Source organism: Kaistella flava (ex Peng et al. 2021) (assembly GCF_015191005.1).
GTDB classification, from domain to species: Bacteria; Bacteroidota; Bacteroidia; order Flavobacteriales; family Weeksellaceae; genus Kaistella; species Kaistella flava.
Genome location: NZ_CP040442.1, coordinates 843,570 through 868,693, shown reverse-complemented (window position 1 = coordinate 868,693; position 25,124 = coordinate 843,570). Strand labels below are relative to the sequence as shown.

The 25,124-nt window shown below is 31.6% G+C and carries 27 protein-coding genes; 2 read left to right on the top strand and 25 right to left on the bottom strand.

Going from position 1 to position 25,124, the window contains the following annotated elements; genetic code table 11:
• Nucleotides 1–64 precede the first annotated feature (64 nt).
• Entirely contained in the window at nt 65–607 is a 543-nt protein-coding gene (locus tag Q73A0000_RS03930; protein WP_193812781.1) for a hypothetical protein, read from the bottom strand.
• A 260-nt stretch (nt 608–867) separates the two neighbouring features.
• On the opposite strand from Q73A0000_RS03930, the gene Q73A0000_RS03925 reads away from it, so the two are divergent.
• The gene (locus tag Q73A0000_RS03925) at nt 868–2,406 is read left to right on the top strand and encodes an IS1182 family transposase (protein WP_244140799.1); all 1,539 of its coding nucleotides are present in this window, start codon (nt 868–870) and stop codon (nt 2,404–2,406) included.
• 132 nt (nt 2,407–2,538) lie between these two features.
• Here the strand turns inward: Q73A0000_RS03925 and Q73A0000_RS03920 are convergent, their stop codons facing one another.
• The 20 genes from Q73A0000_RS03920 to xerA form a co-directional block, all read right to left on the bottom strand.
• Nucleotides 2,539–3,126: a hypothetical protein gene (locus Q73A0000_RS03920; RefSeq protein ID WP_193812780.1), complete on the bottom strand. Its 588-nt coding sequence runs from the start codon at nt 3,124–3,126 to the stop codon at nt 2,539–2,541.
• Nucleotides 3,127–3,297: 171 nt separating this feature from the next.
• Nucleotides 3,298–4,137 carry a hypothetical protein gene (locus Q73A0000_RS03915; RefSeq protein WP_193812779.1) on the bottom strand — a complete coding sequence of 280 codons (840 nt, stop codon included), beginning with the start codon at nt 4,135–4,137 and terminating at the stop codon, nt 3,298–3,300.
• A gap of 162 nt (nt 4,138–4,299) precedes the next feature.
• Entirely contained in the window at nt 4,300–4,848 is a 549-nt protein-coding gene (locus Q73A0000_RS03910) for a hypothetical protein (RefSeq protein WP_193812778.1), read from the bottom strand.
• 165 nt (nt 4,849–5,013) lie between these two features.
• Nucleotides 5,014–5,532: a hypothetical protein gene (locus Q73A0000_RS03905; RefSeq protein ID WP_193812777.1), complete on the bottom strand. Its 519-nt coding sequence runs from the start codon at nt 5,530–5,532 to the stop codon at nt 5,014–5,016.
• Between the two features lie 179 nt (nt 5,533–5,711).
• The gene (locus Q73A0000_RS03900) at nt 5,712–6,434 is read right to left on the bottom strand and encodes a hypothetical protein (RefSeq protein WP_193812776.1); all 723 of its coding nucleotides are present in this window, start codon (nt 6,432–6,434) and stop codon (nt 5,712–5,714) included.
• 169 nt (nt 6,435–6,603) lie between these two features.
• The gene (locus Q73A0000_RS03895; RefSeq protein WP_193812775.1) at nt 6,604–7,248 is read right to left on the bottom strand and encodes a hypothetical protein; all 645 of its coding nucleotides are present in this window, start codon (nt 7,246–7,248) and stop codon (nt 6,604–6,606) included.
• A gap of 170 nt (nt 7,249–7,418) precedes the next feature.
• Nucleotides 7,419–8,333 carry a hypothetical protein gene (locus tag Q73A0000_RS03890; protein WP_193812774.1) on the bottom strand — a complete coding sequence of 305 codons (915 nt, stop codon included), beginning with the start codon at nt 8,331–8,333 and terminating at the stop codon, nt 7,419–7,421.
• Between the two features lie 203 nt (nt 8,334–8,536).
• Nucleotides 8,537–8,995, bottom strand: a complete 459-nt coding sequence (locus Q73A0000_RS03885) for a hypothetical protein (protein ID WP_193812773.1) — start codon at nt 8,993–8,995, stop codon at nt 8,537–8,539.
• A 173-nt stretch (nt 8,996–9,168) separates the two neighbouring features.
• On the bottom strand, nt 9,169–9,618 hold the full coding sequence (locus Q73A0000_RS03880) for a hypothetical protein (RefSeq protein WP_193812772.1): 450 nt from the start codon (nt 9,616–9,618) through the stop codon (nt 9,169–9,171).
• Between the two features lie 154 nt (nt 9,619–9,772).
• Nucleotides 9,773–10,354 carry a tetratricopeptide repeat protein gene (locus tag Q73A0000_RS03875; protein ID WP_193812771.1) on the bottom strand — a complete coding sequence of 194 codons (582 nt, stop codon included), beginning with the start codon at nt 10,352–10,354 and terminating at the stop codon, nt 9,773–9,775.
• A gap of 164 nt (nt 10,355–10,518) precedes the next feature.
• Entirely contained in the window at nt 10,519–11,010 is a 492-nt protein-coding gene (locus Q73A0000_RS03870; RefSeq protein WP_193812770.1) for a hypothetical protein, read from the bottom strand.
• A 150-nt stretch (nt 11,011–11,160) separates the two neighbouring features.
• Nucleotides 11,161–11,727, bottom strand: a complete 567-nt coding sequence (locus Q73A0000_RS03865; RefSeq protein ID WP_193812769.1) for a hypothetical protein — start codon at nt 11,725–11,727, stop codon at nt 11,161–11,163.
• Nucleotides 11,728–11,780: 53 nt separating this feature from the next.
• Nucleotides 11,781–12,596, bottom strand: a complete 816-nt coding sequence (locus Q73A0000_RS16905; RefSeq protein WP_244140798.1) for a transposase — start codon at nt 12,594–12,596, stop codon at nt 11,781–11,783.
• A 42-nt stretch (nt 12,597–12,638) separates the two neighbouring features.
• Entirely contained in the window at nt 12,639–13,136 is a 498-nt protein-coding gene (locus Q73A0000_RS16900) for an IS110 family transposase (protein ID WP_244140797.1), read from the bottom strand.
• A gap of 393 nt (nt 13,137–13,529) precedes the next feature.
• Nucleotides 13,530–14,345, bottom strand: a complete 816-nt coding sequence (locus tag Q73A0000_RS03855; RefSeq protein ID WP_193812768.1) for a GLPGLI family protein — start codon at nt 14,343–14,345, stop codon at nt 13,530–13,532.
• A 30-nt stretch (nt 14,346–14,375) separates the two neighbouring features.
• Complete coding sequence (locus tag Q73A0000_RS03850; protein ID WP_193812767.1) at nt 14,376–15,509, bottom strand: aspartyl protease family protein; 1,134 nt, start codon at nt 15,507–15,509, stop codon at nt 14,376–14,378.
• Entirely contained in the window at nt 15,481–15,993 is a 513-nt protein-coding gene (locus Q73A0000_RS16895) for a transposase (protein WP_244140796.1), read from the bottom strand. Before Q73A0000_RS16895 ends, Q73A0000_RS03850 begins: the two co-directional genes overlap by 29 nt.
• Nucleotides 15,994–15,998: 5 nt before the next feature.
• On the bottom strand, nt 15,999–16,838 hold the full coding sequence (locus Q73A0000_RS16890) for an IS110 family transposase (RefSeq protein WP_244140795.1): 840 nt from the start codon (nt 16,836–16,838) through the stop codon (nt 15,999–16,001).
• Between the two features lie 413 nt (nt 16,839–17,251).
• Nucleotides 17,252–17,623 carry a hypothetical protein gene (locus Q73A0000_RS03840; RefSeq protein ID WP_193812766.1) on the bottom strand — a complete coding sequence of 124 codons (372 nt, stop codon included), beginning with the start codon at nt 17,621–17,623 and terminating at the stop codon, nt 17,252–17,254.
• 206 nt (nt 17,624–17,829) lie between these two features.
• Nucleotides 17,830–18,954 (bottom strand): site-specific tyrosine recombinase/integron integrase, encoded by a 1,125-nt coding sequence (gene xerA / locus Q73A0000_RS03835; protein WP_244140794.1) that lies wholly within the window; start codon nt 18,952–18,954, stop codon nt 17,830–17,832.
• A gap of 486 nt (nt 18,955–19,440) precedes the next feature.
• On the opposite strand from xerA, the gene Q73A0000_RS03830 reads away from it, so the two are divergent.
• A complete protein-coding gene (locus tag Q73A0000_RS03830) occupies nt 19,441–20,172 on the top strand; it encodes a hypothetical protein (protein WP_193812765.1) in 732 nt (243 codons plus the stop codon).
• 358 nt (nt 20,173–20,530) lie between these two features.
• Here Q73A0000_RS03830 and Q73A0000_RS03825 read toward each other — a convergent pair whose 3' ends face one another.
• The 4 genes from Q73A0000_RS03825 to Q73A0000_RS03810 form a co-directional block, all read right to left on the bottom strand.
• On the bottom strand, nt 20,531–21,406 hold the full coding sequence (locus tag Q73A0000_RS03825) for a c-type cytochrome (protein ID WP_208458802.1): 876 nt from the start codon (nt 21,404–21,406) through the stop codon (nt 20,531–20,533).
• Nucleotides 21,407–21,537: 131 nt separating this feature from the next.
• Nucleotides 21,538–22,140, bottom strand: coding sequence for a phosphoribosyl-AMP cyclohydrolase (locus tag Q73A0000_RS03820; protein WP_244140793.1), 603 nt, complete (start codon nt 22,138–22,140; stop codon nt 21,538–21,540).
• A 473-nt stretch (nt 22,141–22,613) separates the two neighbouring features.
• Nucleotides 22,614–22,808: a hypothetical protein gene (locus Q73A0000_RS03815; RefSeq protein ID WP_193812764.1), complete on the bottom strand. Its 195-nt coding sequence runs from the start codon at nt 22,806–22,808 to the stop codon at nt 22,614–22,616.
• A gap of 414 nt (nt 22,809–23,222) precedes the next feature.
• Nucleotides 23,223–25,001, bottom strand: a complete 1,779-nt coding sequence (locus tag Q73A0000_RS03810; RefSeq protein WP_193812763.1) for an AMP-dependent synthetase/ligase — start codon at nt 24,999–25,001, stop codon at nt 23,223–23,225.
• Nucleotides 25,002–25,124 lie beyond the last annotated feature (123 nt).

Sequence of the window (25,124 nt, the reverse complement as noted above, 5' to 3'; positions counted from 1 at the left end):
ATATCTAAAATCTTTAAACCTAGCGAAAATCCCGCACTATTGCAAAACCGCTGTTAGTGGCTGGCTATTTTTTCATTTCGTAAACCATCATTTTTATGTTCCATTCCTTTTTCTCTTTCTTTTTTAATTTAAAATTTGGCTTGAAGAAAAAATTTCTAGAATTAATTAAGTCGAAGCAATATTTAGGAAGACTTGTTGTTGAAATTGCATCAGAGCAACTATTAGTCATAAGATAATATTTTTGTTTTAGTAAATAATTCATCTTTTGAAGAACTGAACTTTTATTATTATTTTTCTTAGCGAAAAGAATAAATCCTACACATTTTAAGGTTCCGTTTTCGGAATCTATAAGTTGTTCAATTTCACTTTCAGTAATCTGATTTTCCAATTTTAGAATTTCTAAATATTGATGTTCACATAATTTATAACCAACGTATTCTGTTGATTTCTTTATATTTCGAATTTTAATAGCTGAAATAGAATTTTTAGAAATTTGCTGAACTAGTTTTCCTTTTTCAGAAATAGAATCATTTAGTATATTATTCTGTCCAAATAAACTACTAGAATAAAATAAAAGTAAGAAAAATATAAGATAAGTTCTCTTCATTAATTATGGGTTTAGTCTCGGTTTTTTAGCTTGCCACTAACGTTTGGGTATTTCTGCAGGCGGGATAAAAATACGAAAACTTTCTATTAGCAAAAAACTTATTTAATCGCAAAAATCTTCGATTAAAAACTTCCTTCCCGCTTGCAGAAATACCGTGTGCTTGTTGCACAACCAAAAATACTAAAAATAAATTTTGCAAATATTCAGAAATAAAACATGATAACTATTTGACAGTTAGCATATTATTTGTAAATTAGTGCATGCAAGGAAAGAAAATAATTACGCCGCAACTCTTTTACCATCAAAGCCTGGATGAGATGGTTCCCAAAGATAATTTCTACCGAAAAGTAAATGAAAATCTGTCACTCGATTTTCTTTATAAAGCTACCGCAAACTATTACGGCAAATGTGGCCAAGAGAGCATCGATCCGGTCGTATTCTTCAAAATTCTGATGGTAGGTTATCTCAATAATATTAACAGTGATAGAGGCTTAATACGCTTTTGCAGCAATTGTCTGGATATCCGTCTTTTCTTAGGATATGACATTAATGAAAGTTTACCATTTCACTCCACTATTTCCCGAACAAGATCTCTTTTCGGGGAAGAACTTTTCTTAGAATTATTCCGTAAAGTTTTGAGTTTGTGTGTAGGGAAAGGAATGGTTCGTGGCAAAAGAATGGCGGTAGATTCAGCTTTCATTAAAGCCAATGCGAGTATGGATTCTTTAATCGAAAAAGAAGTTTTGGAAGATGCTTCAGCCTTTGTAAATGAACTGGAAGATAACAGTGAATTTAAAACAACTTCGACCAGAAAGAAAATGGTAGACCAGCACCATGACTGGAAAAAAAAAGAGTATGAAGGAATGCCGGGCACTAATAAAAGTGACAGAAAAGATGAAGATGGCAATGCAATTCGGCCAAAATACTTGAGCAATCACACCCATTACAGTCCCACCGATCCTGATGCAAAGATTTCTGTAAAACCAGGTAAAGCCCGACAGTTAAATTATTCTGGACAACTGGCTGTGGATGATGCTTTTCATGTTATAACCGGTGCTTGTGCCAGTACATCGGGAAGTAAAGATTCTGTTATTTTTCCCGAGATTATGAATCAGACTTTAGAAAACTGCAAACAAAATCACATTGCGCTTGATGAAGTTTTAGCCGATGCGGGTTATAGCAGTGGCGAGGCTTTAAAGTATTGCAAAGAGAAAGGTATTAATGCCTACATTCCGAACTTCGGTCAATACAAACCATTTCGGGAAGGCTTTGTCTTCAACAAAGAAGAGAATCGGTATGAATGTGTAAAAGAAGGTGGTTATAACGCTTTACTTCTCTTTAAAAAAATCAAGACAGATCCCAAAGGTTATTCTTCCAACCACTATCGCAGCAGCGAGAGCGATTGTAAAGATTGTCCGCTCCGAGCAGAATGCTGTGGCAAAACAACCAAGTTTAAAAAGATCGATACTACGATCCACAAACCGCTCTACGATGAAATGCACGAAAAACTCAACCGCGATCCAAATTACACTCGTTTTCTCACTAAACGCAGAAGTTCCCGCGTAGAGCCAGTTTTGGGTACGTTGATTAATTACCACAATATGAAACGGGTGAATACTAGAGGAATAAAAAACGCCAACAAACATGTTTTGATGGCTGCTCTCACTTACAATCTGAAGAAATACCTAAAATTCATTACCAAAAAAGTCCATCGAAATGTTGCAATAATGAACCTTCCTCAAGGAAAGTTCTGGCAATTTTTCAGAATTCAAAATACGAGTTATATCGCCAGGAATTAAACCACTCCAAAAATCAAAACATTCTCTTTGCCAAAAAAACCAACCTCTCTTAAATCGCTTTAAAAGAGGTTGGTTTTTATCTTGTTTTTGAAATAACTGAAAAATTGAAGGGTTGTGCAACGGCTACCCGTGTTACCTGATGTTTTTTTTATTGTTGTAAGTTTCTAATAATTTTCCGTCAAAGTCAATTTTATATTTTGTTTTTGCAAAGTCTGTTAGTAAAATTCCATCATTTTCAATTTTAAAATCTTCGTCATTGTCTATCGATACAAAAATGTCAGAACCACCAAATTCCCATTTTATATTTCCGTTTTTGTCAAGTTTTGTTACTTGAATTTCTCCATGTATTATGTAGTCTTCTTGATTTTTGAAAATTTGAAAACAAGTTGATTGGTCTGCTTGTATTTTCCAATTTAATTCAAGGTCTGGAAGTGTTAAACAAAATATGCTATCGCAACAACATAGTAGTAATTTGTCATTGTCAAGAAGCGAAGAGTTTTTAGAGATACCTGTTGCTCCTCCTGAACCAATTATAATACAACTATTAATAATTTGTTCGTCTTGATAGATTTTTATTCCATGTTTGGAAGTTGGATATTCGCTTGCGCCATCTCCAAAATAATGTTTTAAATAATTGTAATTATTGTCTGATGAACTGAACTTATATGTCGGTTCATTAAGCACCTCAATTGTCAAATCTTTATATTGATATCGGTTCATTTTATTTTGAGGCAAAGTTTTAAAAATAGCAGGTAACGGTTGGGTATTTATGCAGGCGGGATAAGAACACGTAAACTTTCTACTTGCTAAAATCTTAATTAATGGCTAAAATCTTCAACTGAAAACTTCCTACCCGCTTGTATAAATACCTTGTTAGCGATAGTGCCAATGTTAAGATATGTATGTTTTTGCAAGTTTTATAAAATCATTATTAGCATTCAGAAAGTTATCAAAATAAGGTTTTCGCTCTTTCCAATATTCCGTATAGAGTTCGTCATTTTTCATTCTAATCTTTTTTTCTTCTTCTGCTAATTCCTTTAAAAAGTCAGTGACATCAGAAGATTTTGTAAAATTTTCCACAAATGTATCTTTAAGTGATTTCCCCCACTTTAAATTAAATTCTAATTTTCCCAGTAATCTTTGTGTAAAATGAGAGTAATCTAATATAACCATCTGTAATTTATGTGATTCCATAACTAATTCATGATTATCAGACCAAAATTTCAAATTATTTTGAATTACATTTAATGCACTATATTTTCTATCAATTTCCTTTAATCTTGTTTTAATCTCTTCATAATTATTGTAACCATAATCGAGAATTTTAATATCTAATGCACCATAAACTAAGTCGCTGTATAATCCTAAAAATTCTATAATTGATTTTCTTTCTTCATTCTTTATTTCAATTTTTTGATTTTTTTCAAAATCTAAATCTGAAGATATTTTTGATAGTTCTTTATTTAAGTCCAGTTGATATAACGCTAATTTTTCACTATATAATGCTTGTTGCTCATTTGACTTTTCGTTTAATGTTTTTTGTATTTCTCCTTGAAGTTTGGTTAATTGAGCATCAAATTCATATTGCGCAGATTTTTCGATAGAACTTTTAAAATAGATCCAAAATCCTGTTAATATTATTGCTAATAGTAAAAAAAACACTAAACCAGCAATACCAGAGTATAGATAAACTTCATCAAGTTTTTTAATAATTTTGTCAAAATCGTCCATAGTAATTTTTTTAATGGGATTGTAGCTAACGTTTTGCGTATTGGCGATGGTGCGGCTAAAAATACCGCCTTTTTGTTTTATAAATTAATCGTCGGAACATCTAAAATCGTTAAACTTGCGATTCTTCCGCACTATTGCCAATACGATGTTAGCAGAAGTTTTTTATAATTCTTCTGTAAGTTCATTTAGAATTTTCAAGTTTGCATTATTATTAGTTTTACTTTTTGCAATATTCAAAATATTAGACAAATAATTTTTATTAAATTTACTAATTACCTGATCAAAATTTAAGTTTTTAAATTTACCATTTGAGTCAAATATTAGAACATTCGTGTGAAAGGCATTAAATTCTGATACTTCAGACTTTTGATTCATCATAACTTTTGACCTATTTTTAATGTCAGTGATTTCAATTTCTGTTAATTTTGCACTAAAAGGAGATATATAATTTTGATTATCGTATTCTGCACTTTCTTTTTTATAATTTTCAAATCCAAATTCGGAACTAAATGTTTCCATAGTTGGAGGAGGATATGGAGTAGGATCGTAATTTTTTGTATTATAAAAATAAATTCTTTTTTCATTCAAATCTGTAACGATTTCAATCTGATATTTGTTGTCGTAATAAGCAACCTTGACAAGTTTAATATCTTGTTTGTTATCAAAACAAGATATTAAAAATAGTATTAAAACAAATTTTAAATATTTCACGATTTTTTTAAATTTCTGCTAACGTCTCGCGGCTTGCAGAAGTGGCGAACTTCGTAACCGATTATTTTCGGCTAAGATAAAATTTCTTGCGAAAGATAAACGTGAATTTACCACATATTTCGCCATTTTTGCAAACCGCTGTTGTGCGTTCGCTTTTTTTATTTATTATTCTCCCCATAAATTATAAACACTCATTTCATTTTCATCATTATTTATTATTACAAAGCCATTCTCTTCAATTGAGTTGTCGGTTCCTGGTTCGATAGTTACAAAATTTGTTTTGAATTTATAAATTGTAATGTTTGAGTTTATCCATCTAGGAAAATCTTCGGATATATTGTCCTCCATTAATTTGGGGTTAAAACCTTGTGAAGTCAGAGGAAAAATAGATTTTCCATTTTCTACCCAATCTTTCATATTTTCTGTATTAAACTTTTCAGTTCCTGTTAAAGTCCATCCATTTTCTTTAGCAAATGCTATAATATTTTCAGATTTAAAAGTTTTTTTAGATTCTGCTTTCCAATACATTGCTCTATGTCCGCCATACGGACCTTGATTACTAATGTTTTTAACTATATAATTACTCTCGAAATTTTCCCAGAAAGCGGTTGGGATTAAATTTTTACAAGAATTTAATAAAAGTATAGAAATCAAACAAAGAAATATAATGCGAGTCAGTTTCATTTTTGTTTTTTATTTATTTACTTTCTGTTCGGTTTTCTGTCGCTCGAAAGTGACGCACAACGTTTTGCGTATTGGTGATGGTGCGGCTTTAACGCGAGAATTTTCTTATTATAAATTGAACTTCGGAACATCTAAAATGTTTAAACTTGCGATTCCTCCGCACTATTGCCAATACGCTGTTATAGGCAGTTGCAATCCACGATTATGGGCGATTCGTATTTTCCAGTAACAACTTCTGATTTTATATTTTTTTTAGAATCTATAATTATTTTATTTCCGTCGTATTTGATTTTGTCCACAATATGATAAACATCTTCATGATGAAATAATTCTATTATTTTAGTGCACATAATGTCGCCATTATTTGAACCGCGAATTATCATTACTGACTTTTTTCCATTAGGATTTATTTTGAAACTTAAATTTATTGAGATATTTTTAAAAACCTTTTCTTTTAAAAGTATCTCGGTATTTGTTTGATTAACTAATATTTCAGTTTGAACAAGATTTATAATATTTAATTCCGCAATATCATTTGCAACTAAATTACTTAAAATTTCAAAAGCAATTTCCTCAAGTTTTAAATTTCTCTGTGTTTCATTCAGGTTATTAAATTTTACTTTATCCAACCCATAAAAGATGTCTTTATTCCAACCTAAATCATAAATTTCGGTTTCAACTATTTTATTTTCTGAAATTTTGGGATTTAAGAAAACATATAAATGGTCAAAATCGTCAAACGTAAAATGATGTTCATTTAATTTTTTCGCAATTCTAATACCTATATTTTTTGAATCAATTGTATCATTATATACATTTCCTAAAATTCCATCGAAGTTTCCAATATAATTTTCAGGCTTTATTTCAAAAAAACGAATATCTTTAAAATTCAGTACTTTCATTCGATGCGATTTTTTTCTCTGCAATTGACTATAACGGTTGGGTATTTCTGTTGGCGGGGACTTTTTATAACAAGTCTTTGTAAATATAACAAATTGAACAATTAGCGAAAATCTCGATGATAGGAACTTCCGACCCGCTAATAGAAATACCGTGTTACCAGTAGTTTTTCTATCTATTGTCATTCTTGATTTTCCGTTTCATTTGTTTTCCGTATAAATATAATTGTGGAATGAATAATAAAACCAAAAATAAGTTTCGTGAATTAAAGCCTTTTATTATTATAAAAGTTGTCACAATAATTGTTGCTAACACAAGTATAACTGTGTTAATTCTATATGCTGTTTTTATGTAGCCCTTGTCTGACCATTCATCCCAACTGTCAATTTCTCGTACATCATTTCTTTTCGTCAAAATGCCAAGTTGATAAATGAATTTGTTTGCGTCTTTTACTTGAACTTTTGCATTATTAATTTTTATAGTTCGGTCAGCAGTTATTATTTTTCTCAATAATTGTCCGCTATCAATTACAATAGTTTTAATGTCAGCGATGTTTACAGGTTCTATGTCGTCATAATTAAATATTAGTTTTCTTGTCCATCTGAATTTTAGTTGTTCATTATTAATAGAAACCGTTAAGTGTCCAACAACAAAGTAATAAACCGTCAAAACATAAACAGGGAAAAGCACGAGACCTATAAATATGTTGTTTAATTCAGCACATAAAATAAGTATTCCAATTAATGAAATTGGTGTCAAAAAGAGTCCAACCAATACTCTTGATTGTCTGAAAATGGTCAACTCAAATTTCTGCATTGTCGGTTTTCTAAAATTACTGGTAACGTTTGGGTATTTCTGTTGGCGGGTACTTTTTATAACAAGTCTTTGTAAATATAACAAATTGAACAATTAGCAAAAATCTTGATGATAGGAACTTCCTACCCGCTAATAGAAATACCGTGTTGTGGGTTCGTTGTTTTTTGCTGTTATTCCGTTTTGAAATCTACAACTTCATAACCTTTTCCATTAAATTTAACATAAACCACAACTTTATTTCTAACTTTAGTTCCGAAAGCATTTTCACTTCTAATTTCTCTAACTACTTGGAAAGTACCTTTGTCGTAGTTTATGTTTTTTGAAGTGTCTTTCCGAATTAAGGTGTTTGTAGCATAATTTTTTGTAAACTCTCCATCAAAACCTTTCATTTCTAAAGTTTCTGGAAATTTTGAAGACGTTGCAATACTATTATTAATAAGTTCATTAAGGTGAAAATTAGGTGCTTCAAATTTGTTTTTTCCTTCAAAAAAAGAATCTAATAAAAAGGTTTTGTCGGTGATTGGAAGGTCTGAATATTTTTGAGACTGTAACTTTTCGATTCGCGGGTCAATTACATTAACGATTTCTTTTTTATCGTTAGATTCATTAGAAAATAAATTCACTAAAATACCTAATCCAACAAAGCATCCAAAAATTATCAGACCAATTTTTAAACAGCCATTTTTCTTTTTGATTGGTGGAGTAGTATTTATTTTTTGTTTCAAAGATTCAATTTCCTCATCATTCATTGAAGTTAATTGAGCAATGTATTTAAATAATTTGTCAATATGATTATTCGCATTTGTAATTTCCGCAGGTTGATTAAATGAACCTATTTTTCGCCTAATTTCAAGGTTAATTTCCGTTTTATTTTCGCTAATTGAATTTAGATGAAAATCTAAAAAAACACCAACACTTAAAAACTCAAATGACTCAAAAGTAAATTGATTAAAGATTTCATTGGAAGAAGAAAATCTATAATTCTTATTTAGTAAAGGAATATTTAAAATGCTTTTTTTAATTTTTTCAATTGGAAAATCTACTTGGATTGTTTTTTTTGGATTTGGAATTGCAAATACTGCCATAGTTATATTTTTTTAATTTCTTTTGAAACTGAAGTTTTTATACGGACATTTCCTGACAATGACCCACAACGTTTTGCGGCTTTGCGATGGTGCGGATAAATATATAAAATCTTTCTATTAAAAACTAAACTTCGAAATATCTAAAATCTTTAAACTTGCGAAAATCCCGCACTATTGCAAAACCGCTGTTATCTGCAGACGATTTATTTTTTTACTTGTTCAAATTCTTGTTGCGTTATAATTTTCTTTTTTAGCATAACATTTAACCAACTTAAAATTTTTTCTTTTTTTGATTTGTCGAGTTTAGAAATGTTTAATGTTGTGTAATCGCCAATTTCATTCTTTAGTTCGTATTTTTCAGTAATTGCATCTAAATAATCGATATATGCTTTTTCGTCATTATATTTCTCCGCCATGATTTTAGAATAAATCATTAGTGAATCAGTCCGTTCTCCAAAATTTGAATCTTTAAAACTGTAGAATAATTCTGAATATGCATCTTCATCCCCATATTTCATAACTCTATTTGTAATTGAGTCATAACTTCCAGAAAGTTGATTCATTGTAAAAATTTTTTCGTTTTCGTCTACACTATTAAATTTTTCTGACTTTTTACAAGAAGTTAGAAATACAAATAAAATCAAAATATATAAAATTTTCATCTTCGGTTTTAAACGTCGGTTTCGTTTGCAGATAACGTTTGGGTATATGAAAAGTAGCGGCTTAAATTGCCGAAACTTTCGGTTAAACACTAAACTTCGAAAATAGCGAAAATCTTCGATTAAGCACAGAATCCGCTATTTTTTATATACCGTGTTGTAGTGCGTTATTTATTCTACGCAATGTTATTGGTATATTTTCCAACAGCTTTTAATTCCGCAACTCCACTTTCGTTTTCAGCTAATAATTTCAGTTCTCTACAAAAAATATCTATCGAATTTGGCTCAACAATCAATTCCATCACAAGCTTGTCTTTCTCTTCTTTTCTATATTCTGTTGCAACATTTTCTTCCATTTTGATTTGTAATCCGCATTTTCCAGTCAAACCAATTTTATAAAATTCCATTTCAAAATATGCGTAACTGTCTTTTTCTCCGCAGGAGTGAGTCACTTTATCTTTTCCAAATGGAAATCCATTAAGTTCATTTACAAATTTCAGTAGGGAATCAGATACTTCGTATACTTCTGTAATTCCAGAATAGCGTCCGTTATTTGCCGAAACTTTTAATTCGAACATATCCTCATCTTTCCAGATAACTTCTAATTTTAAATATCTTTCGTTCATTTTTTTTTAATGCACTACAACGTTTTGCGTATTGGCGATGGTGCGGCTAAAAATACCGTCTTTTTCTTTTATAAACAAATCTTCGGAATATCTAAAATGGTTAAACTAACGATTCCTCCGCACTATTGCCAATACGATGTTATGCGGCGTTTTTTTAGTCTATTAACATCTGTTTAATTAATTCTTTTTTGCCCATTTTTTTTACTGAAATCATGGTTTCATAAGCGGGTTTATTATTCTCCCATTTATTTTCTAATTTTTCCATCTCTTTTTGGCTGTTTAAATCGCCTATTAATAGTAGTGAAAAATATATGTTTGAATCGTTTAATTGAGGATTAAATTCTTTATTTTGATTTCTTTCTTTAAATAATTCAATACTTTTTTGATAATCTTGGTTTGCGAGTTTTTGATTTCCGTTTAAATCGTTAATCAATCCTTTAAATGTCCAACCTTCTGCGAAATCTGGTTTTATTTCCAATTGTTTTTGAATTGTTTTTTCGGCTTCATTTAAATTGTTTTGCTTAATAAACATTTGTGCTTTTATCGTATAAGCGTTATAATTTTTTTCATCTGCTTTAATCGCTTGCTCGGAATATTTTAACGCTTCTGAATATTGTTCCACACTAATCGCATTTATCGCTTTATTATTTAGTTCAATCGATTTTTCAGAAATTTTATCAGATTTACAAGATGTTAATAGAATAAGAAAGATAAGTAAATAATGAGGGAATTTCATTTTGATAAAAGTGTTGGTTAAAATGTCGCATAACGTTTTGCGTATTGGCGATGGTGCGGCTTTAACGCCGAAACTTTCTTATTATAAATTAATTTTCTAAATATCTAAAATCTTTAAACTTGCGATTCCTCCGCACTATTGCCAATACGATGTTATAGGCAGATTTATTTCAAATTTCTTTGATTGATATCCTGTTCCAGTTGATCACTTGCATTATTCCAGTATTTATTGGATAGAATATTTATCTGCTTTACAGTCAATTCGTTTTTATCTTGGTCATATATTTTTATTGTTTCACAACTAATTGTCAAGGTACCACCACAATAGTTAAAGTCTATGTCATGTTGATTACAAGCAATTTCCACCTTTCCATCTTTGATTTCCGCGGACAGCAGTTCAAGTTCTGCTTTGAAAATATCATTTAGTTTAGTCAAAGTTTGCACCGGTAAATCAAATGGATTTGGCCATGTTTCTAAGAATAGTTTGTCAACTTTCAAAAGTTCAACATAAAATCTATCAAACGATTTGTCAATAAGTTCGGCTAAATATTGACAATCAACTGTCAAAGTCAAAAAACTCTTATCTCCTTTCCATGAGGAAATTGCTCCATCATGAAGTATTGAAAAAATGTCTCGTATATTATTGGTAGCGGTCATTTAATTTGCCTATAACGGTTGGGTATTTCTGTTGGCGGGACTTTTTATAACAAGTATTATTAAATATAACGAATTGAACAATTAGCGAAAATCTTGATGATAGGAACTTCCGACCCGCTAATAGAAATACCGTGTTGTATGCAGTTTTTTTTAGCGAATCCTTTTTACTTCCCAGGTTATTGAGTCACTCAAAGTGTCCTTTGGCTTTGCTTCGAAATATTTAATCTTAGTCATTTTTTTGTTTTTGTTGTCAATTCTTTCCACGTCTACAAGTACGGAAGTATCTCCGTCACTAAAATAATGTCCAATTGAATCGATTTCTCCTGTTTGTTTATTGTAAAACAACCAATAACTCACAGGACTTAAACTACTTTTTTTATAATTATATAGAAGAGAACCTTCACTTTCCTTTTTTCCATTTTCGGAATAATTTTTCACTCCAAAAAAATTAGGTTTTTTCAACAGTGTTGCAATTAATTTTTTCTTTAGATTTGGATAAAATTCCACAATTTTTGTAATTGTTTCTTTGTCAAATTCTGTGACGATTAAAAGTTTATTTGTGTTTTTATCATAAACCTCCATTTTACTTTTTGAATTATTTTTGAAATATTTCTTCACATAATTTTTACCATTATTTGCAGACATTTCCTCCACTCTGTCAGGATTTTCTTTGCAGGCATAAAAAGTGAAAAGAAAAATGATAATCAAATATTTCATTTAAGCGCGGTTTTTATAAAATTCTGACTAACGTTTTTCTTTTTTGCTCACAATCAATTAGTTGCGAAATTAATTTCTTCATTAGTCAAACCAAATTTAGTAATTTGTTTTTGAATCCTTTTTACTAAGCCTAGTTTTCTTTTTTCATCCAAAAATAAGTAGCCTTCCGGATTGACATAAGCTTGATTTTTAACGACCATATTCCAAATGATGATTGCTAATTTCCTTGCAGTTGCTGAGATTGCAGATACTCGACCTTTTCTAAAATTGATTCGCTTGAAAAAATCCGATAATGGTGTTGAGTCTTTTAGATTACCAATCGCATTTGCTGCATTTCTTAAAGCGATTTTTAAACGGTTACTTCCTTTTGGGATCCTATTAGAAAGTATTTTACCACCACTTATTTTATTGTTTGGGGTCAGTCTCAACCAGCTTGCAAAGTGTTTTGCAGTCGGGAACTTCTTGATACCCTCTAATCCAACTTCACTCATTATTGAAAGTACGGTTGAATAGGAAACTCCTTCTATTGCCAGTAAATCTACACCTTCAAAATATTGATAGGCCATTAAATTTAAGTCGATATTTTTAGGAGTGTTTTTATTAATTTTTTTGTGTTTTTTAGGTTCAATGTGATGCTGTCTTTTATTGTCGTCTTTTCCGATTGTTGAGTTTAAGATTTTCTCAATTTCTACATCGCATTGTACAATTTTACTTTGCAAGACTTCATACATCTCAAGCTCTTGATTGAGGGCAAATAAATAATCTTCTCTACCATTAGTATGAAGTGCTTTTGAAATTTCTTCTTCTGTTTTTCTGCAATTACCGTGTCTTAATTCGGCTAATTTTAAAGGATCTTTTCTCCGTTGCAAATCGCATGAATGATGAGTAATCCAGTTAAACCACAGATGTCATTAACAACAACATCTAATCGAAGGTTTAATAACCGTAAATATTTTGCATTTTTTTGAAGTGCTTGCTGCAGAATCTAATAAATTTGCACGATGACGACAGTAGGTTCTGAGCTTCTCTGTAATTTCATCTGGAAGGAAACTACCTGTTAAAAGGCCTATACTGTGTAGTTTTTGAATCCATTGACAATCTTGAACATCTGTTTTTCTGCCTTTAATATTCTTAGTGAATTTGCCATTACACAAAATCACTTGGAATCCATCAGCCAATAAAATAGCATAAAGTGCTTGCCAATAAGTTCCTGTACTTTCCATTGCAACGGTTTGAATGTCTTTTTCTTTGAGCCAATTTGAGAGATTTTTTAAGTCCTCATTAAAAACACCAAACTCTTTAATATCTTCCTCTTTTTGGCCAACCGCAACCCAGTGAGATCGGCTACCAATATCAATTCCTGCAGCATTTGAATTGATAATTTCCATTGAAATTTTGTTCTCATTCATATTTTCAAAAATTAATGATTAAAAATACTCTAAGGAGATGTTCTTTAGGCAAAAAAAATATTCTGAACGGGGTTCTAATCAATTAGACCGCCACTGAAGTCATCACATACATCTCAACCAGGATTGCACCCGTGCTATTACGCAACAATTTTAAAATCGGCCTTGCAAAGAGCTTAATAAAATTAGAAAATATTTTCTATACGCACCAAACGTTAGCTTGAGAAGTCAATTCGGGGGTATAGGGGGGATTGCCACTAACGTTTTGCGTATTGGCGATGGTGCGGCTTTAAAACGAAAACTTGCTTATTATAAATTAATCTTCGGTATATTTAAAATGGTTAAACTTACGATTCATCCGCACTATTGCCAATACGATGTTATCTGCAGTACCTTTTATTGTAGCAGGTTTACTTCGATTATATTATTGTCTTTTTTAAAACGTTCTAACCACTGATTATTTAATTCTCTTATTATTTGTGTAGAAGTTCTAAAATTACCATTTGCATCTCTCTGGTCTGGAATTTTATCAACTAAATCCGCCGTTGGATTTTTCCGATAATTCTTATATTTTTTTACATATTGATCATAACTCAATTTATACTCTTTATAATTATTCAAATTTGGATAGTCAAATTCGGTAGTTGCACTTTTTATTCCTTTTAATTCAAAAGTGTGATTTTTATTAGAATCCTCAATTTTCAGAATCAAACCTGGAAGGTTTTTAAATTTATATGGTCCATCTTGAATTGGGATTTCTTTAGTAAACCATGCAATCCATTTTCTTCCTCCAAATTCGATTGTTGCTTTTTGAACATCATAATTTAAAATTTTGGAGAAATCATTTTCCAACGTCCATTTTAAATCAATGTCTTGTTTAATAATATATTTATCCCAAGATAAGAAAGTTATGTAGATTATGAGATTTGAATTAGGGAACTTTATAACTCTATCACTAATCATTTCTTTACTAAATGGCATTGCCATAATTCCTTTCTTACTTTCTGCTAACTGTGTTGAATCAGAAGAATATCTTTCGGAACTATAAAATTCAGATCTATCTTTTTGAATATTCAAAATCATTAATTCATTTTTCGAATTATCTCTACTAATCGAATCTGGAATAAATTTATAATCGTATAAAAATAATTTGTTTTGGGCAAATGCCATATTGGCTAAAGTAAGAAAAAGTAAAAATTTGATTCTTTTCATTGTTTGAAAGATTTTTGTAAGATTGGAGATTTATTTTATTTCTGACACGGTTTCAGTGATTTCAATATTATCCATATTTTTAAACTTCAAAACCATGTTTTTATGATTGAGCAAATAAAAATTTATTTCTTGTCCGTCTAAAAATTCTGTAACTTTTTTATTATTTATTTCTGTCAAATAAAATCCCTCTCTAATTCCTAAATTATATAGTTCAGAATTTTCATTTATTACAGACACAATGTAACCAATATTGTTATTGAGAAACCAAATATCTTTTAACGTAGAGAAGAATTTATTTTCATTTAAATAAAATTCTTTATTTTCTATGTCAAAATATATAATGAAATTTTGTAATGTTAGATTTCCAATGACATTACGGGAATTTTTTATTTTAAATGACTGAAAATTAAAATTTACATTTTTTTCATCAGGTAAAATAATGTTGCATAAATCAATATGTTTATTAGTAATAGATAATGATGAAATTGTATATTTCGTACAGTTCGCATTATTAGCAAGAATTGATTCAGATATCTCCCCAAACAACGGATTTCCGGTGTCAATCAGAAATTTTTCATTTTTCATTAAAATTCTAGGATAACCCTTTTTGACCATTTTAAATTTATATTCTGGACTAACTGGAAGTTCCGTTCCTAAAATTATTTTTTTGCTTTTATAGTCAATCATAAACTTTTGATAGCCCAAGTCAGTAAAAAATTCCACACCTACAATGCCTGAAATATTTAATTGATTTAAAAACTCCCAATCTAGAACTATAAATGAAACATCATTTAAATCTTTATTTTGAATGGTTATCAGTTTGACGTCCGTTTTAAATGATTCTGTTTTACCTTTATAACCACCTATTTTTCTTCCATCTTTTAATTTAAAATGACTTTCATCAGCGAATTTTTTGGTTAAAACATTTCTTGCCCCAGTATCAAATATAAAATGTTCTTTCTTACCATTAACACCAATTTGAATATTAATTAAATTATTTTCATATGTAAAAGGTATCTCAATCTTTTCTTGAGAATAGATTAAACTGTATAAAATGAGACTTAGAATTATATATATGTTTTTCAATGTAGTTTCTTTTGGGATTCTGACTAACGTTTTTCTTTTTTGCTCACAATCAATTAGTTGCGAAATTAATTTCTTCATTAGTCAAACCAAATTTAGTAATTTGTTTTTGAATCCTTTTTACTAAGCCTAGTTTTCTTTTTTCATCCAAAAATAAGTAGCCTTCCGGATTGACATAAGCTTGATTTTTAACGACCATATTCCAAATGATGATTGCTAATTTCCTTGCAGTTGCTGAGATTGCAGATACTCGACCTTTTCTAAAATTGATTCGCTTGAAAAAATCCGATAATGGTGTTGAGTCTTTTAGATTACCAATCGCATTTGCTGCATTTCTTAAAGCGATTTTTAAACGGTTACTTCCTTTTGGGATCCTATTAGAAAGTATTTTACCACCACTTATTTTATTGTTTGGGGTCAGTCTCAACCAGCTTGCAAAGTGTTTTGCAGTCGGGAACTTCTTGATACCCTCTAATCCAACTTCACTCATTATTGAAAGTACGGTTGAATAGGAAACTCCTTCTATTGCCAGTAAATCTACACCTTCAAAATATTGATAGGCCATTAAATTTAAGTCGATATTTTTAGGAGTGTTTTATTAATTTTTGTGTGTTTTTTAGGTTCAATGTGATGCTGTCTTTTATTGTCGTCTTTTCCGATTGTTGAGTTTAAGATTTTCTCAATTTCTACATCGCATTGTACAATTTTACTTTGCAAGACTTCATACATCTCAAGCTCTTGATTGAGGGCAAATAAATAATCTTCTCTACCATTAGTATGAAGTGCTTTTGAAATTTCTTCTTCTGTTTTTCTGCAATTACCGTGTCTTAATTCGGCTAATTTTAAAGGATCTTTTTCTCCGTTGCAAATCGCATGAATGATGAGTAATCCAGTTAAACCACAGATGTCATTAACAACAACATCTAATCGAAGGTTTAATAACCGTAAATATTTTTGCATTTTTTTTGAAGTGCTTGCTGCAGAATCTAATAAATTTGCACGATGACGACAGTAGGTTCTGAGCTTCTCTGTAATTTCATCTGGAAGGAAACTACCTGTTAAAAGGCCTATACTGTGTAGTTTTTGAATCCATTGACAATCTTGAACATCTGTTTTTCTGCCTTTAATATTCTTAGTGAATTTGCCATTACACAAAATCACTTGGAATCCATCAGCCAATAAAATAGCATAAAGTGCTTGCCAATAAGTTCCTGTACTTTCCATTGCAACGGTTTGAATGTCTTTTTCTTTGAGCCAATTTGAGAGATTTTTTAAGTCCTCATTAAAAACACCAAACTCTTTAATATCTTCCTCTTTTTGGCCAACCGCAACCCAGTGAGATCGGCTACCAATATCAATTCCTGCAGCATTTGAATTGATAATTTCCATTGAAATTTTGTTCTCATTCATATTTTCAAAAATTAATGATTAAAAATACTCTAAGGAGATGTTCTTTAGGCAAAAAAAATATTCTGAACGGGGTTCTAATCAATTAGACCGCCACTGAAGTCATCACATACATCTCAACCAGGATTGCACCCGTGCTATTACGCAACAATTTTAAAATCGGCCTTGCAAAGAGCTTAATAAAATTAGAAAATATTTTCTATACGCACCAAACGTTAGCTTGAGAAGTCAATTCGGGGGTATAGGGGGGATTGCAGATAACGGTTGGGTATTTCTGTTGGCGGGGGTTTTTTATAACAAGTCTTGGTAAATATAACAAATTGAACAATTAGCGAAAATCTTGATGATATAAACTTCCGACCCGCTAATAGAAATACTTTGTTAGCAGAAGTGCCTATTTCCATTATTCTTTAATTCTAATCTACTTCTCTTTCAGATATAAATACACTATCAATAATTTTTTGCTTATTGAAATGAAGATTTAAATATTTGTAGTGTACAGGATCAATTCCGCGCCATTTTATTAAAACTGTATAAATTAAAGCATCTTGCGTTTTCTGATCGTCATGTCCTTTTTCATTAATCTTTCCAATAATTTTTTCAATTTCTTGAATATTTTTACCTTTTAAACTGTAATTCTCTAATAAGTCATCCAGCATTTCATATCTTAAATCATAACTTATTTTATCATCAGTATCATCGCTATTCCATAAATCTTTATCAAATTTTATTTGTTTCTGACAGGAGAATGAAAGTAGCAGAATTAAAAAAGGACAGGCAAATTTCATCGTTTATAAAATTAAATTTTTCAAGTTTTGAAAATGGGCGATTGTTTGTATGGCATTTCTGCTAACTCTCTTATAGGTATCACTGCGTGATACAAACACACCCGAGATACGGCGTATTGGTATCATCAACCTGATACTTATTTGTTTTTCAAATATATTAAAAAATAGATTAATTCCTCAATGATTTTTCAAAATCAATAGAAAATTCATAAATCATCAAAGGGACTTTTGATTTGTTGTAAACTCTTTGTGCTCACATGGGTGTAAATTTCCGTTGTTCTACTACTGTTATGTCCCAGTAATTCTTGAATATAACGCAAATCAGTGCCACTTTCTAACAAATGCGTGGCATAACTGTGACGCAACCAGTGTAAAGTAACGGGCTTTTGTATATTTGCTTTTACCACAGCTTGTTTTAAGACATGTTGTAAACTTTGCTCAGAATATTGTTCGCCAATATTTTTACCTTCGAACAGCCAGGTTTTTGGTCGGTATTGCTTATAATAATCCCGTAATAATTCTAAAATTTTACTGGATAGTGGGACCATTCGGTCTTTTTTTCCTTTACCTTGCTTGATCAGGACTATATTTCTTTTAGAATTAATATCTTGACTTTTTAAATGAAGCAATTCACTCCGCCGTAATCCACAACTGTACATCAAGCAAAGCATCGTTTTATGCTTAATGTTGAGATGTGCATTTAAAATCAATTTTACTTCCTCTTTACTCAAAACATTAGGCAAAACTTTAGGGGTTTTTGGCCGATTAATTTTTTCAATTTCAATTTTAGTTTCACGAACGGTTTTAAAATACAATTTTACGGCACTCGTTATTTGATTTTGATAGGAAGCGGAAAAATTATTTTTTAAAATATATTCCGTGTTAAAATAAAGGACATCATCGTTTGTAATTTCTGAAATATTCTTTTTTCTGAAAAAAATAAAAAAAGAACGGAGTGCGTCAGAATAAGTTTTGATTGTGTTTGGGCTATATCTTTGCACAGAAAGGCAGCGGATAAATTGATTAAGTTGCTCTTTGCCCTCCTCAGAAGGTTTGGTATCTTCCTTTTGTACTATTTTGAAGCGTTCTCTATTTTCAAAAGTATCTGGAATATGCCAATACTTTTTTTGAGGATTCCAGCGGGCATCACTAATCAGCTTTATTCTACGGATTAGTTCTTCATCCCTCTCGAATTCCACAGCAATCCTGCCTACATTATGGTGTTTAATTAATTTGGCTTTCCAGATCATAGCGCGCTGATTTTGAGAGATAAAGATAATCAAAATTGGAATACGGAAGTTTTTATAAATATTTTGGAAATTCAAACGCATTTAAAAGGTTTTAAACATAAACTTTACAGATTTACAGCAATTCTTTAAGGAATCGCCCGATTTTTTTTAATAAAATTATGTTTGAACAATGACAAAGAAAACAATGATAATCTATACGTAATCTTTACCCTAAACTTTAAACCACAAAGAGGCACAAAAGAGATATCTATATATTATTACAAAAATAACAAGCATGCACCTTGATGCTCTTTTGTACAACCTTTTTTTAAGCATCATCTTTGTGACTTTATGGTAAAAAAATAAAAACTTTTTAGCTGTTCTATTATTTTTGTTACCTTTAACAAACCAACCAATTCTTTAGTTCGGTCATCCTCTGAACTTCTCCATACCAAGTCCATAGTAGGTCCATAGTAAGTCCATATAAAGTATAAAGATGCTATGCTTTTGTAATAGATTTATTATGTACCTTTATACCATATAGGGAGTAGAAACCCTAAACAAACGTACACGCAAAAACACAGAACAATGGCAAGAATCTCCAAGAATACAAACCTCAGCGGTGCGGTTGCAAATTTGGTCTTTGTACAAAATGGTAAAGAACAATATGTAAGAAGCAAACCGGGAAAAGTGAAACAGTCTGCGCAAACTAAAGCAGCAGCTTCGGTATTTGGGTGGGCGAGTACCCGAGATAAAATCTATAGAAAGGTATTGGTTGAAAAATTGGCGATCGTCACCGACAACCGCTATGCAGCGAGACACCGCGCAAGAATGACCAAAACGCTTATTAAGGCAACTCCTGATCAATCTTCAACTGCCGATTTATCCTTTCAAAATCCAGAAGCCTTATTGGGATTTGATTTCAACAGCAACTTGCCTTGGGAAAAATCGACCCAGTTTTATCCGGAATTTAGCCATGATGAAGCACGTAATGTGCAATGCAAAATTCCGTCTTTACAATGGGGAAAGCAGATAAAACCTCCTAAAAAAATCACTAAAGCTCAACTCATATTCGAAGCCTTTACGATTAATCCCAATACTGAAAATATAGCAATCACAAATCTTGCTACATTGACGGTAGAGATTTCTGCGACTCGAAATCAGGAAGCAATCACCTGGGATTTCGCTTTTCCCACCAATAGTGAATGGGTGGTCGTGATTGGAATTTTATCTTTTGATCTCAGTCAATCTAATTTAAGTTCCACCGAAAGAAGTTCTGCAACTTATCTTTGGGCAAAAAACACCAGTAAAATAGAGTAGTGTCGCCAAAATAGAGTATTGGTCTAAAATTGTAAATCTCTTATCTTTTAACTATAAAAGAAAAAACATTGGCCACCGCACGAATTCTTTCGGGTGGTCATTATTAAAATAAATATACTTTAGAAACTTTGTCTGTCATAAGCCACAAGATAAACCGTTTGGCAATGCCCTTCAACAAAATTAATCTGCTCAATCTGCCAAATCAGCAAGAATCAATTTCCAATCAATTCAATTCCACAAGGCAATCTGAATGAACTTTAATTACTTCATCAAAATCTTAAAGTTGAAATTAAGATATTCTAAAATTCACCATTCACCATTCACCATTCACCATTCACCATTCACCATTCACCACTCACTATTCACCTTCCTTACCAGACGTAAAACGCACCACCGAATTTTTAATGGGTTTAACTGTTTTTAAATAAGCAAAAATTGCACTCAGGTCTTCATCATTCATCTTGCCATACATCGTCCATGGCATCATCGAATTAAAATCTCCGGGTTTAAGTTTGGTGTTAAGAATCGTAGAATCCGAACGGGTATGAAATAAATCAAGGAACATTTTTTCCGTCCAGTCTCCCAAACCGGTTTCTTTATCAGGCGAAATATTGCTGGAACGAACAATCGAACCATTGGGAAAAGGAAATTCTCTTCCTCCTCCGAATTCTGTTCCGGCAACCAAGCTGCCTTTCTCAAATTTGGTATGACATTCCACACAAGCTGCGGCATTCGTCAAATATTTCCCATAATTAATAATATCGGTTTTTGCGGGTATTATTGTAAAATTTGCCTGGTGTGGAATGGTGTTGATGATAAAATTCATCGGAAAATCAGACGTAGAATTAGGCACCCTATTTTCGATAGATTTCAAGGTGCGGATGTAGGCAATGATGGATTTAATATCTTCCTGATCCATTTGTCCGTAGTAATGATAAGGCATTACAGGAAATATAGCTTCACCTTCTTTCGTAACACCGGTTGTTATTACTCTGAAAAGTTCACCATCGGTGTAACGACTTAGTCCGTACGGTGTAATATTTTTTGCATAATATTTTCCTGGAAACCCGAAGTTTTTATCGAATAAATCTCCACCAATTCCCAAAGTTCCTTCAGTTGAAGCTCCCGCAAATCTTGTCCAGTCACGTTTGGAATGGCAATCCATACAATTGGTAACATGGTTGGCGAGATATTGTCCACGTGCAATTCTTTCGGGAGTTCTTTCTATGGTCATACTCGGAGCTTCTCCGACATTGGGTAAAAAAAACTTGACATAACTTAATATTGATATTCCTATGATCCCAATGATTATAAAAAACCAAAGTAGAATTTTAAATAGTCTTTCATTAGTTTTAGGTACTTTTATTATTTTTTTGGCGAATAGGGATAGTGGGAATCATGAAGGATGATCTTCAGTTGACCCGTATTATTTTTCGTGTAGGCAAAAGAATATTCTACTTTTCCTTCATTACCACCTGTTGCCGGTGTGAAATAATAATTGCCCATCGCTACAGCCATATTACCAATAATTTTAGTCCCAATATTTTCCCACCGCACAGCGCTCCATGGATTAATAGCAAAACCTGCATCTTCCGGATATTTGCTGTTCCCTGCTACAAAATAGGATAAGGCACCTTCAAAATCAGTACGGAACTGATTTTGAGAGGCTAAAGTTGGTTTAAACAAAACAGTACCTTCCTGATAATTATAAAAATTATTGAGGTGTGCAGTAGCAGCCGCTTTGTAGTCACCATGTTCTGAAAAAACTTTTCCAATGTTCACAATACCTTCGCCCCATGCTTTCTGCGCATCTGCTACTTCTTGTTTGGTAATAGTTTTAGTTCTAATATCAATTTGACTGTTTGTTTCACTTACTTTACAGGAAGTAATTCCTAGCAGTACCATTGCAGCAAAAAATACCGCAATTATATTCCAGTTCATTCTCATTTTAAAGTTTGTCGTTTTCATTTGGTTGGTTTTTAAATTATTTCTTACTCTTTTAAGAATTGTCGGATTCTCCTTTTGTCTTTACAGGAATGCTAACTTTTATGTAAATGAGCTGTGAAGTGTTTTGGCTCATGATTTTTGATAAGTAAAGGCGTGAATTATTCTTTTATCATTACCATACCAAAGGAGTAAGGAATCACATCTTTACTAGAAATAGGATATATTTATCGTACCATCAAAATTACAATTATTAGTTCAGTAGGAATATGTATAACAAACTGATATTGAGGTAATTGTTTTTAATTAGTGCCGATGGGAAAAGGAAAAGTTGACATGCCAGCTCTTTTACGATGAAAGTCTGTGTGAATGGATTGCGAAGATAATTTCGATTAAAAACTAATGGGGAATTTTGGGTTGACTTTCCCGTAAAAAGTCACCGCTTTTTATCAGAAAGTTTGATCTGTTACCAAAAAGATAAATGTTCTTGTGTTGCGCTAAGCAGAAGTTTTTTGATCTTTTATGGTGAAAATAACACCCAGTATTAGAAAAGTTAAGAAGATAGAATAGAGGGTAAAAAATGGAGTATGAACTGAAGTTATTGATAACACTAATGATAAAAACAGATGCAGGCCGGCAATCACAATAATTCCTACGGTTCCGATAGCGAAAAATGGATGAAACTTTTTCATGATGGTTTGGTTTTAAACTGAAAATAGAAAAGTAATTTGCTGTTTCTCAATCAAAATTACAATAAATATTTTAATTAAAAAACATTGAACTGGCTGGTATTTAGATGATTGTTTTAAATTAATAGATCTGATTAGAGGAAATATTTTGAACCTAAAAAAGCTTATATTCTTGATGTTTATTTATAATTGTTTAAAGTTCGTTGGTGATATTTGGAATGATAATGTGAGGATAGAATTTTCAAATTAATTTTAAAACGAAACTGATATTTATTATAAGTATAAAAATAGGCATAGCTATTTAGGAGTATATAATTTCTTACGCTTTTTCATCAAAAAAAACACGGCTTAAAAAAACCGTGCTTTCAAATTTATTTGTTTTTCGAATCCCGAATACTCAGAACCCGTACCTGAAATTTACTCCGTATGTCCGTACATTTCATTATACAGCTTGATGTACCTTTCTTTCACTGCTTTTCTCTTCAGTTTCAAAGTAGGAGTGAGGAGACCTAAATCAATCGACCAAACTTCTGGCGTGAGTTCGAATCTTTTAATCTGTTCCCAGTTTCCTAATTTGGTGTTGAGATAAGCGATTTCTTTTCCTATTCTTTCTTTGAGTTCCGGACTTTTAGCCATTTCGGCTGGCGTAGTTCCGATTTTTAACTGTTTTCTTTCTGCCCAGTTTTTGATGAAATTGAAATCCGGCTGTACAAAAGCACACGGCATTTTTTCACCATCACCAACCACCATAATTTGCTCAATGAATTTTGACGCTTTGGCTAGATTTTCAATCACCTGAGGCGCGATATATTTCCCACCAGAAGTTTTGAACATTTCTTTTTTACGATCGGTAATATGCAAATAACCTTCATCATCAAGATGTCCGATATCGCCTGTTTTAAAGAAACCATCAGCCGTAAATACTTCTTTGGTCATCTCTTCATTTTTAAAATAAGATTTAAATACAGAAGGACCTTTTACCGTAATCTCACCATCTTCCTGAATTTTAACTTCCAGATTATCTAAAACATGACCTACCGTTCCGATTTTAATTTTACCGAAACTGTTCACTGAAATTACTGGCGAAGTTTCCGTTAAACCATAACCTTCCAATATAGGAATTCCGGCATTTTGAAACATTTTATTTAATCGTGCAGACAACGCCGCAGAACCCGAAACTAACGTAATGATATTTCCTCCCAAACCTTCTCTCCATTTGGAGAAAACCAATTTATCAGCAATAATTTCTTTTAAACCAGATGGTTTTCCTAATTTCTCTTTGGCTTTATTCACGCCAAGTGCCCACAGGAATATTTTAGATTTTAACCCACCGGCACTTGTTCCTTTATCGTAAATCTTATCGTACACTTTCTCGATCAATCTCGGCACTACCGACATAATATGCGGCTGCACTTCCTTGATGTTATCGCCCATCTTTTCAATGCTCTCCGCAAAATAAATCGCATAGCCATTGTATTGATAAAGATAAAAAAGCATTCTTTCGAAAATGTGACAAATCGGTAGGAAACTTAAAATTTTGATATCCGAATATTCCAAACCTTTCACTCTCGGAATTCTTGGATTAGAACCCAATACATTTGATACAATATTCAAATGGGAGAGCATTACTCCTTTCGGTTTTCCTGTCGTTCCAGAGGTATAGATAATCGTTGCTAAATCTTCTGTATTAATGGAGTTAGAGATATCTTCAACTTCACCTTGTGTCGCTTCATCACTTCCTAAATCAATAATTTCCCGCCAGTTCGGTGCACCGTTAATTTCATCAAAACTAAAAACACCTTGTAACGTGGCTACTTGGTTTCTAATTTTCATCACTTTTTCATACAAGTCATTATCAGAAACAAAACAATATTTCACATCAGCATTATTAAAGATAAAATTATAATCGTCAGCCGAAATACTTGGATAAACAGGTACAGAAACTGCGCCGATTTGAGAGATTCCCAAATCCATTACCGCCCACTCAGTTCTTGTGGCAGTGGTGATTAGCGCGATTTTATCTCCTGGTTTTATGCCGAGTTTTAATAACCCTCGAGACACTTTATTTCCTAGAGCGATAAATTCGCTGGTCGATGTTTTTTCCCACTTACCATTATATTTGGTAACGAACATATCTTCTCTTGAATATTTTTCTAACGCATTATGCGCGAAATCAAAAGTTCTTTTTATTGACATATGATAGTTTTATTGATGAATACCTTTATTTAATTCAAATATTTTATTGAATTAATGTAAAAATATCATTTTTATTTAAACCCACAATAGCTATTTGAAAGTAAGTTTTATTTTAATTTTTTC

Excerpts from the sequence above, each read along its gene's own strand:
- Q73A0000_RS03930 (WP_193812781.1), bottom strand. The coding sequence starts at position 607 with ATGAAGAGAACTTATCTTATATTTTTCTTACTTTTATTTTATTCTAGT.
- Q73A0000_RS03925 (WP_244140799.1), top strand. The coding sequence starts at position 868 with ATGCAAGGAAAGAAAATAATTACGCCGCAACTCTTTTACCATCAAAGC.
- Q73A0000_RS03920 (WP_193812780.1), bottom strand. The coding sequence starts at position 3,126 with ATGAACCGATATCAATATAAAGATTTGACAATTGAGGTGCTTAATGAA.
- Q73A0000_RS03915 (WP_193812779.1), bottom strand. The coding sequence starts at position 4,137 with ATGGACGATTTTGACAAAATTATTAAAAAACTTGATGAAGTTTATCTA.
- Q73A0000_RS03905 (WP_193812777.1), bottom strand. The coding sequence starts at position 5,532 with ATGAAACTGACTCGCATTATATTTCTTTGTTTGATTTCTATACTTTTA.
- Q73A0000_RS03900 (WP_193812776.1), bottom strand. The coding sequence starts at position 6,434 with ATGAAAGTACTGAATTTTAAAGATATTCGTTTTTTTGAAATAAAGCCT.
- Q73A0000_RS03895 (WP_193812775.1), bottom strand. The coding sequence starts at position 7,248 with ATGCAGAAATTTGAGTTGACCATTTTCAGACAATCAAGAGTATTGGTT.
- Q73A0000_RS03890 (WP_193812774.1), bottom strand. The coding sequence starts at position 8,333 with ATGGCAGTATTTGCAATTCCAAATCCAAAAAAAACAATCCAAGTAGAT.
- Q73A0000_RS03885 (WP_193812773.1), bottom strand. The coding sequence starts at position 8,995 with ATGAAAATTTTATATATTTTGATTTTATTTGTATTTCTAACTTCTTGT.
- Q73A0000_RS03880 (WP_193812772.1), bottom strand. The coding sequence starts at position 9,618 with ATGAACGAAAGATATTTAAAATTAGAAGTTATCTGGAAAGATGAGGAT.
- Q73A0000_RS03875 (WP_193812771.1), bottom strand. The coding sequence starts at position 10,354 with ATGAAATTCCCTCATTATTTACTTATCTTTCTTATTCTATTAACATCT.
- Q73A0000_RS03870 (WP_193812770.1), bottom strand. The coding sequence starts at position 11,010 with ATGACCGCTACCAATAATATACGAGACATTTTTTCAATACTTCATGAT.
- Q73A0000_RS03865 (WP_193812769.1), bottom strand. The coding sequence starts at position 11,727 with ATGAAATATTTGATTATCATTTTTCTTTTCACTTTTTATGCCTGCAAA.
- Q73A0000_RS16900 (WP_244140797.1), bottom strand. The coding sequence starts at position 13,136 with ATGAATGAGAACAAAATTTCAATGGAAATTATCAATTCAAATGCTGCA.
- Q73A0000_RS03855 (WP_193812768.1), bottom strand. The coding sequence starts at position 14,345 with ATGAAAAGAATCAAATTTTTACTTTTTCTTACTTTAGCCAATATGGCA.
- Q73A0000_RS03850 (WP_193812767.1), bottom strand. The coding sequence starts at position 15,509 with ATGAAGAAATTAATTTCGCAACTAATTGATTGTGAGCAAAAAAGAAAA.
- Q73A0000_RS16895 (WP_244140796.1), bottom strand. The coding sequence starts at position 15,993 with ATGGCCTATCAATATTTTGAAGGTGTAGATTTACTGGCAATAGAAGGA.
- Q73A0000_RS16890 (WP_244140795.1), bottom strand. The coding sequence starts at position 16,838 with ATGAATGAGAACAAAATTTCAATGGAAATTATCAATTCAAATGCTGCA.
- Q73A0000_RS03840 (WP_193812766.1), bottom strand. The coding sequence starts at position 17,623 with ATGAAATTTGCCTGTCCTTTTTTAATTCTGCTACTTTCATTCTCCTGT.
- xerA (WP_244140794.1), bottom strand. The coding sequence starts at position 18,954 with ATGCGTTTGAATTTCCAAAATATTTATAAAAACTTCCGTATTCCAATT.
- Q73A0000_RS03830 (WP_193812765.1), top strand. The coding sequence starts at position 19,441 with ATGGCAAGAATCTCCAAGAATACAAACCTCAGCGGTGCGGTTGCAAAT.
- Q73A0000_RS03825 (WP_208458802.1), bottom strand. The coding sequence starts at position 21,406 with ATGACCATAGAAAGAACTCCCGAAAGAATTGCACGTGGACAATATCTC.
- Q73A0000_RS03820 (WP_244140793.1), bottom strand. The coding sequence starts at position 22,140 with ATGAAAACGACAAACTTTAAAATGAGAATGAACTGGAATATAATTGCG.
- Q73A0000_RS03815 (WP_193812764.1), bottom strand. The coding sequence starts at position 22,808 with ATGAAAAAGTTTCATCCATTTTTCGCTATCGGAACCGTAGGAATTATT.
- Q73A0000_RS03810 (WP_193812763.1), bottom strand. The coding sequence starts at position 25,001 with ATGTCAATAAAAAGAACTTTTGATTTCGCGCATAATGCGTTAGAAAAA.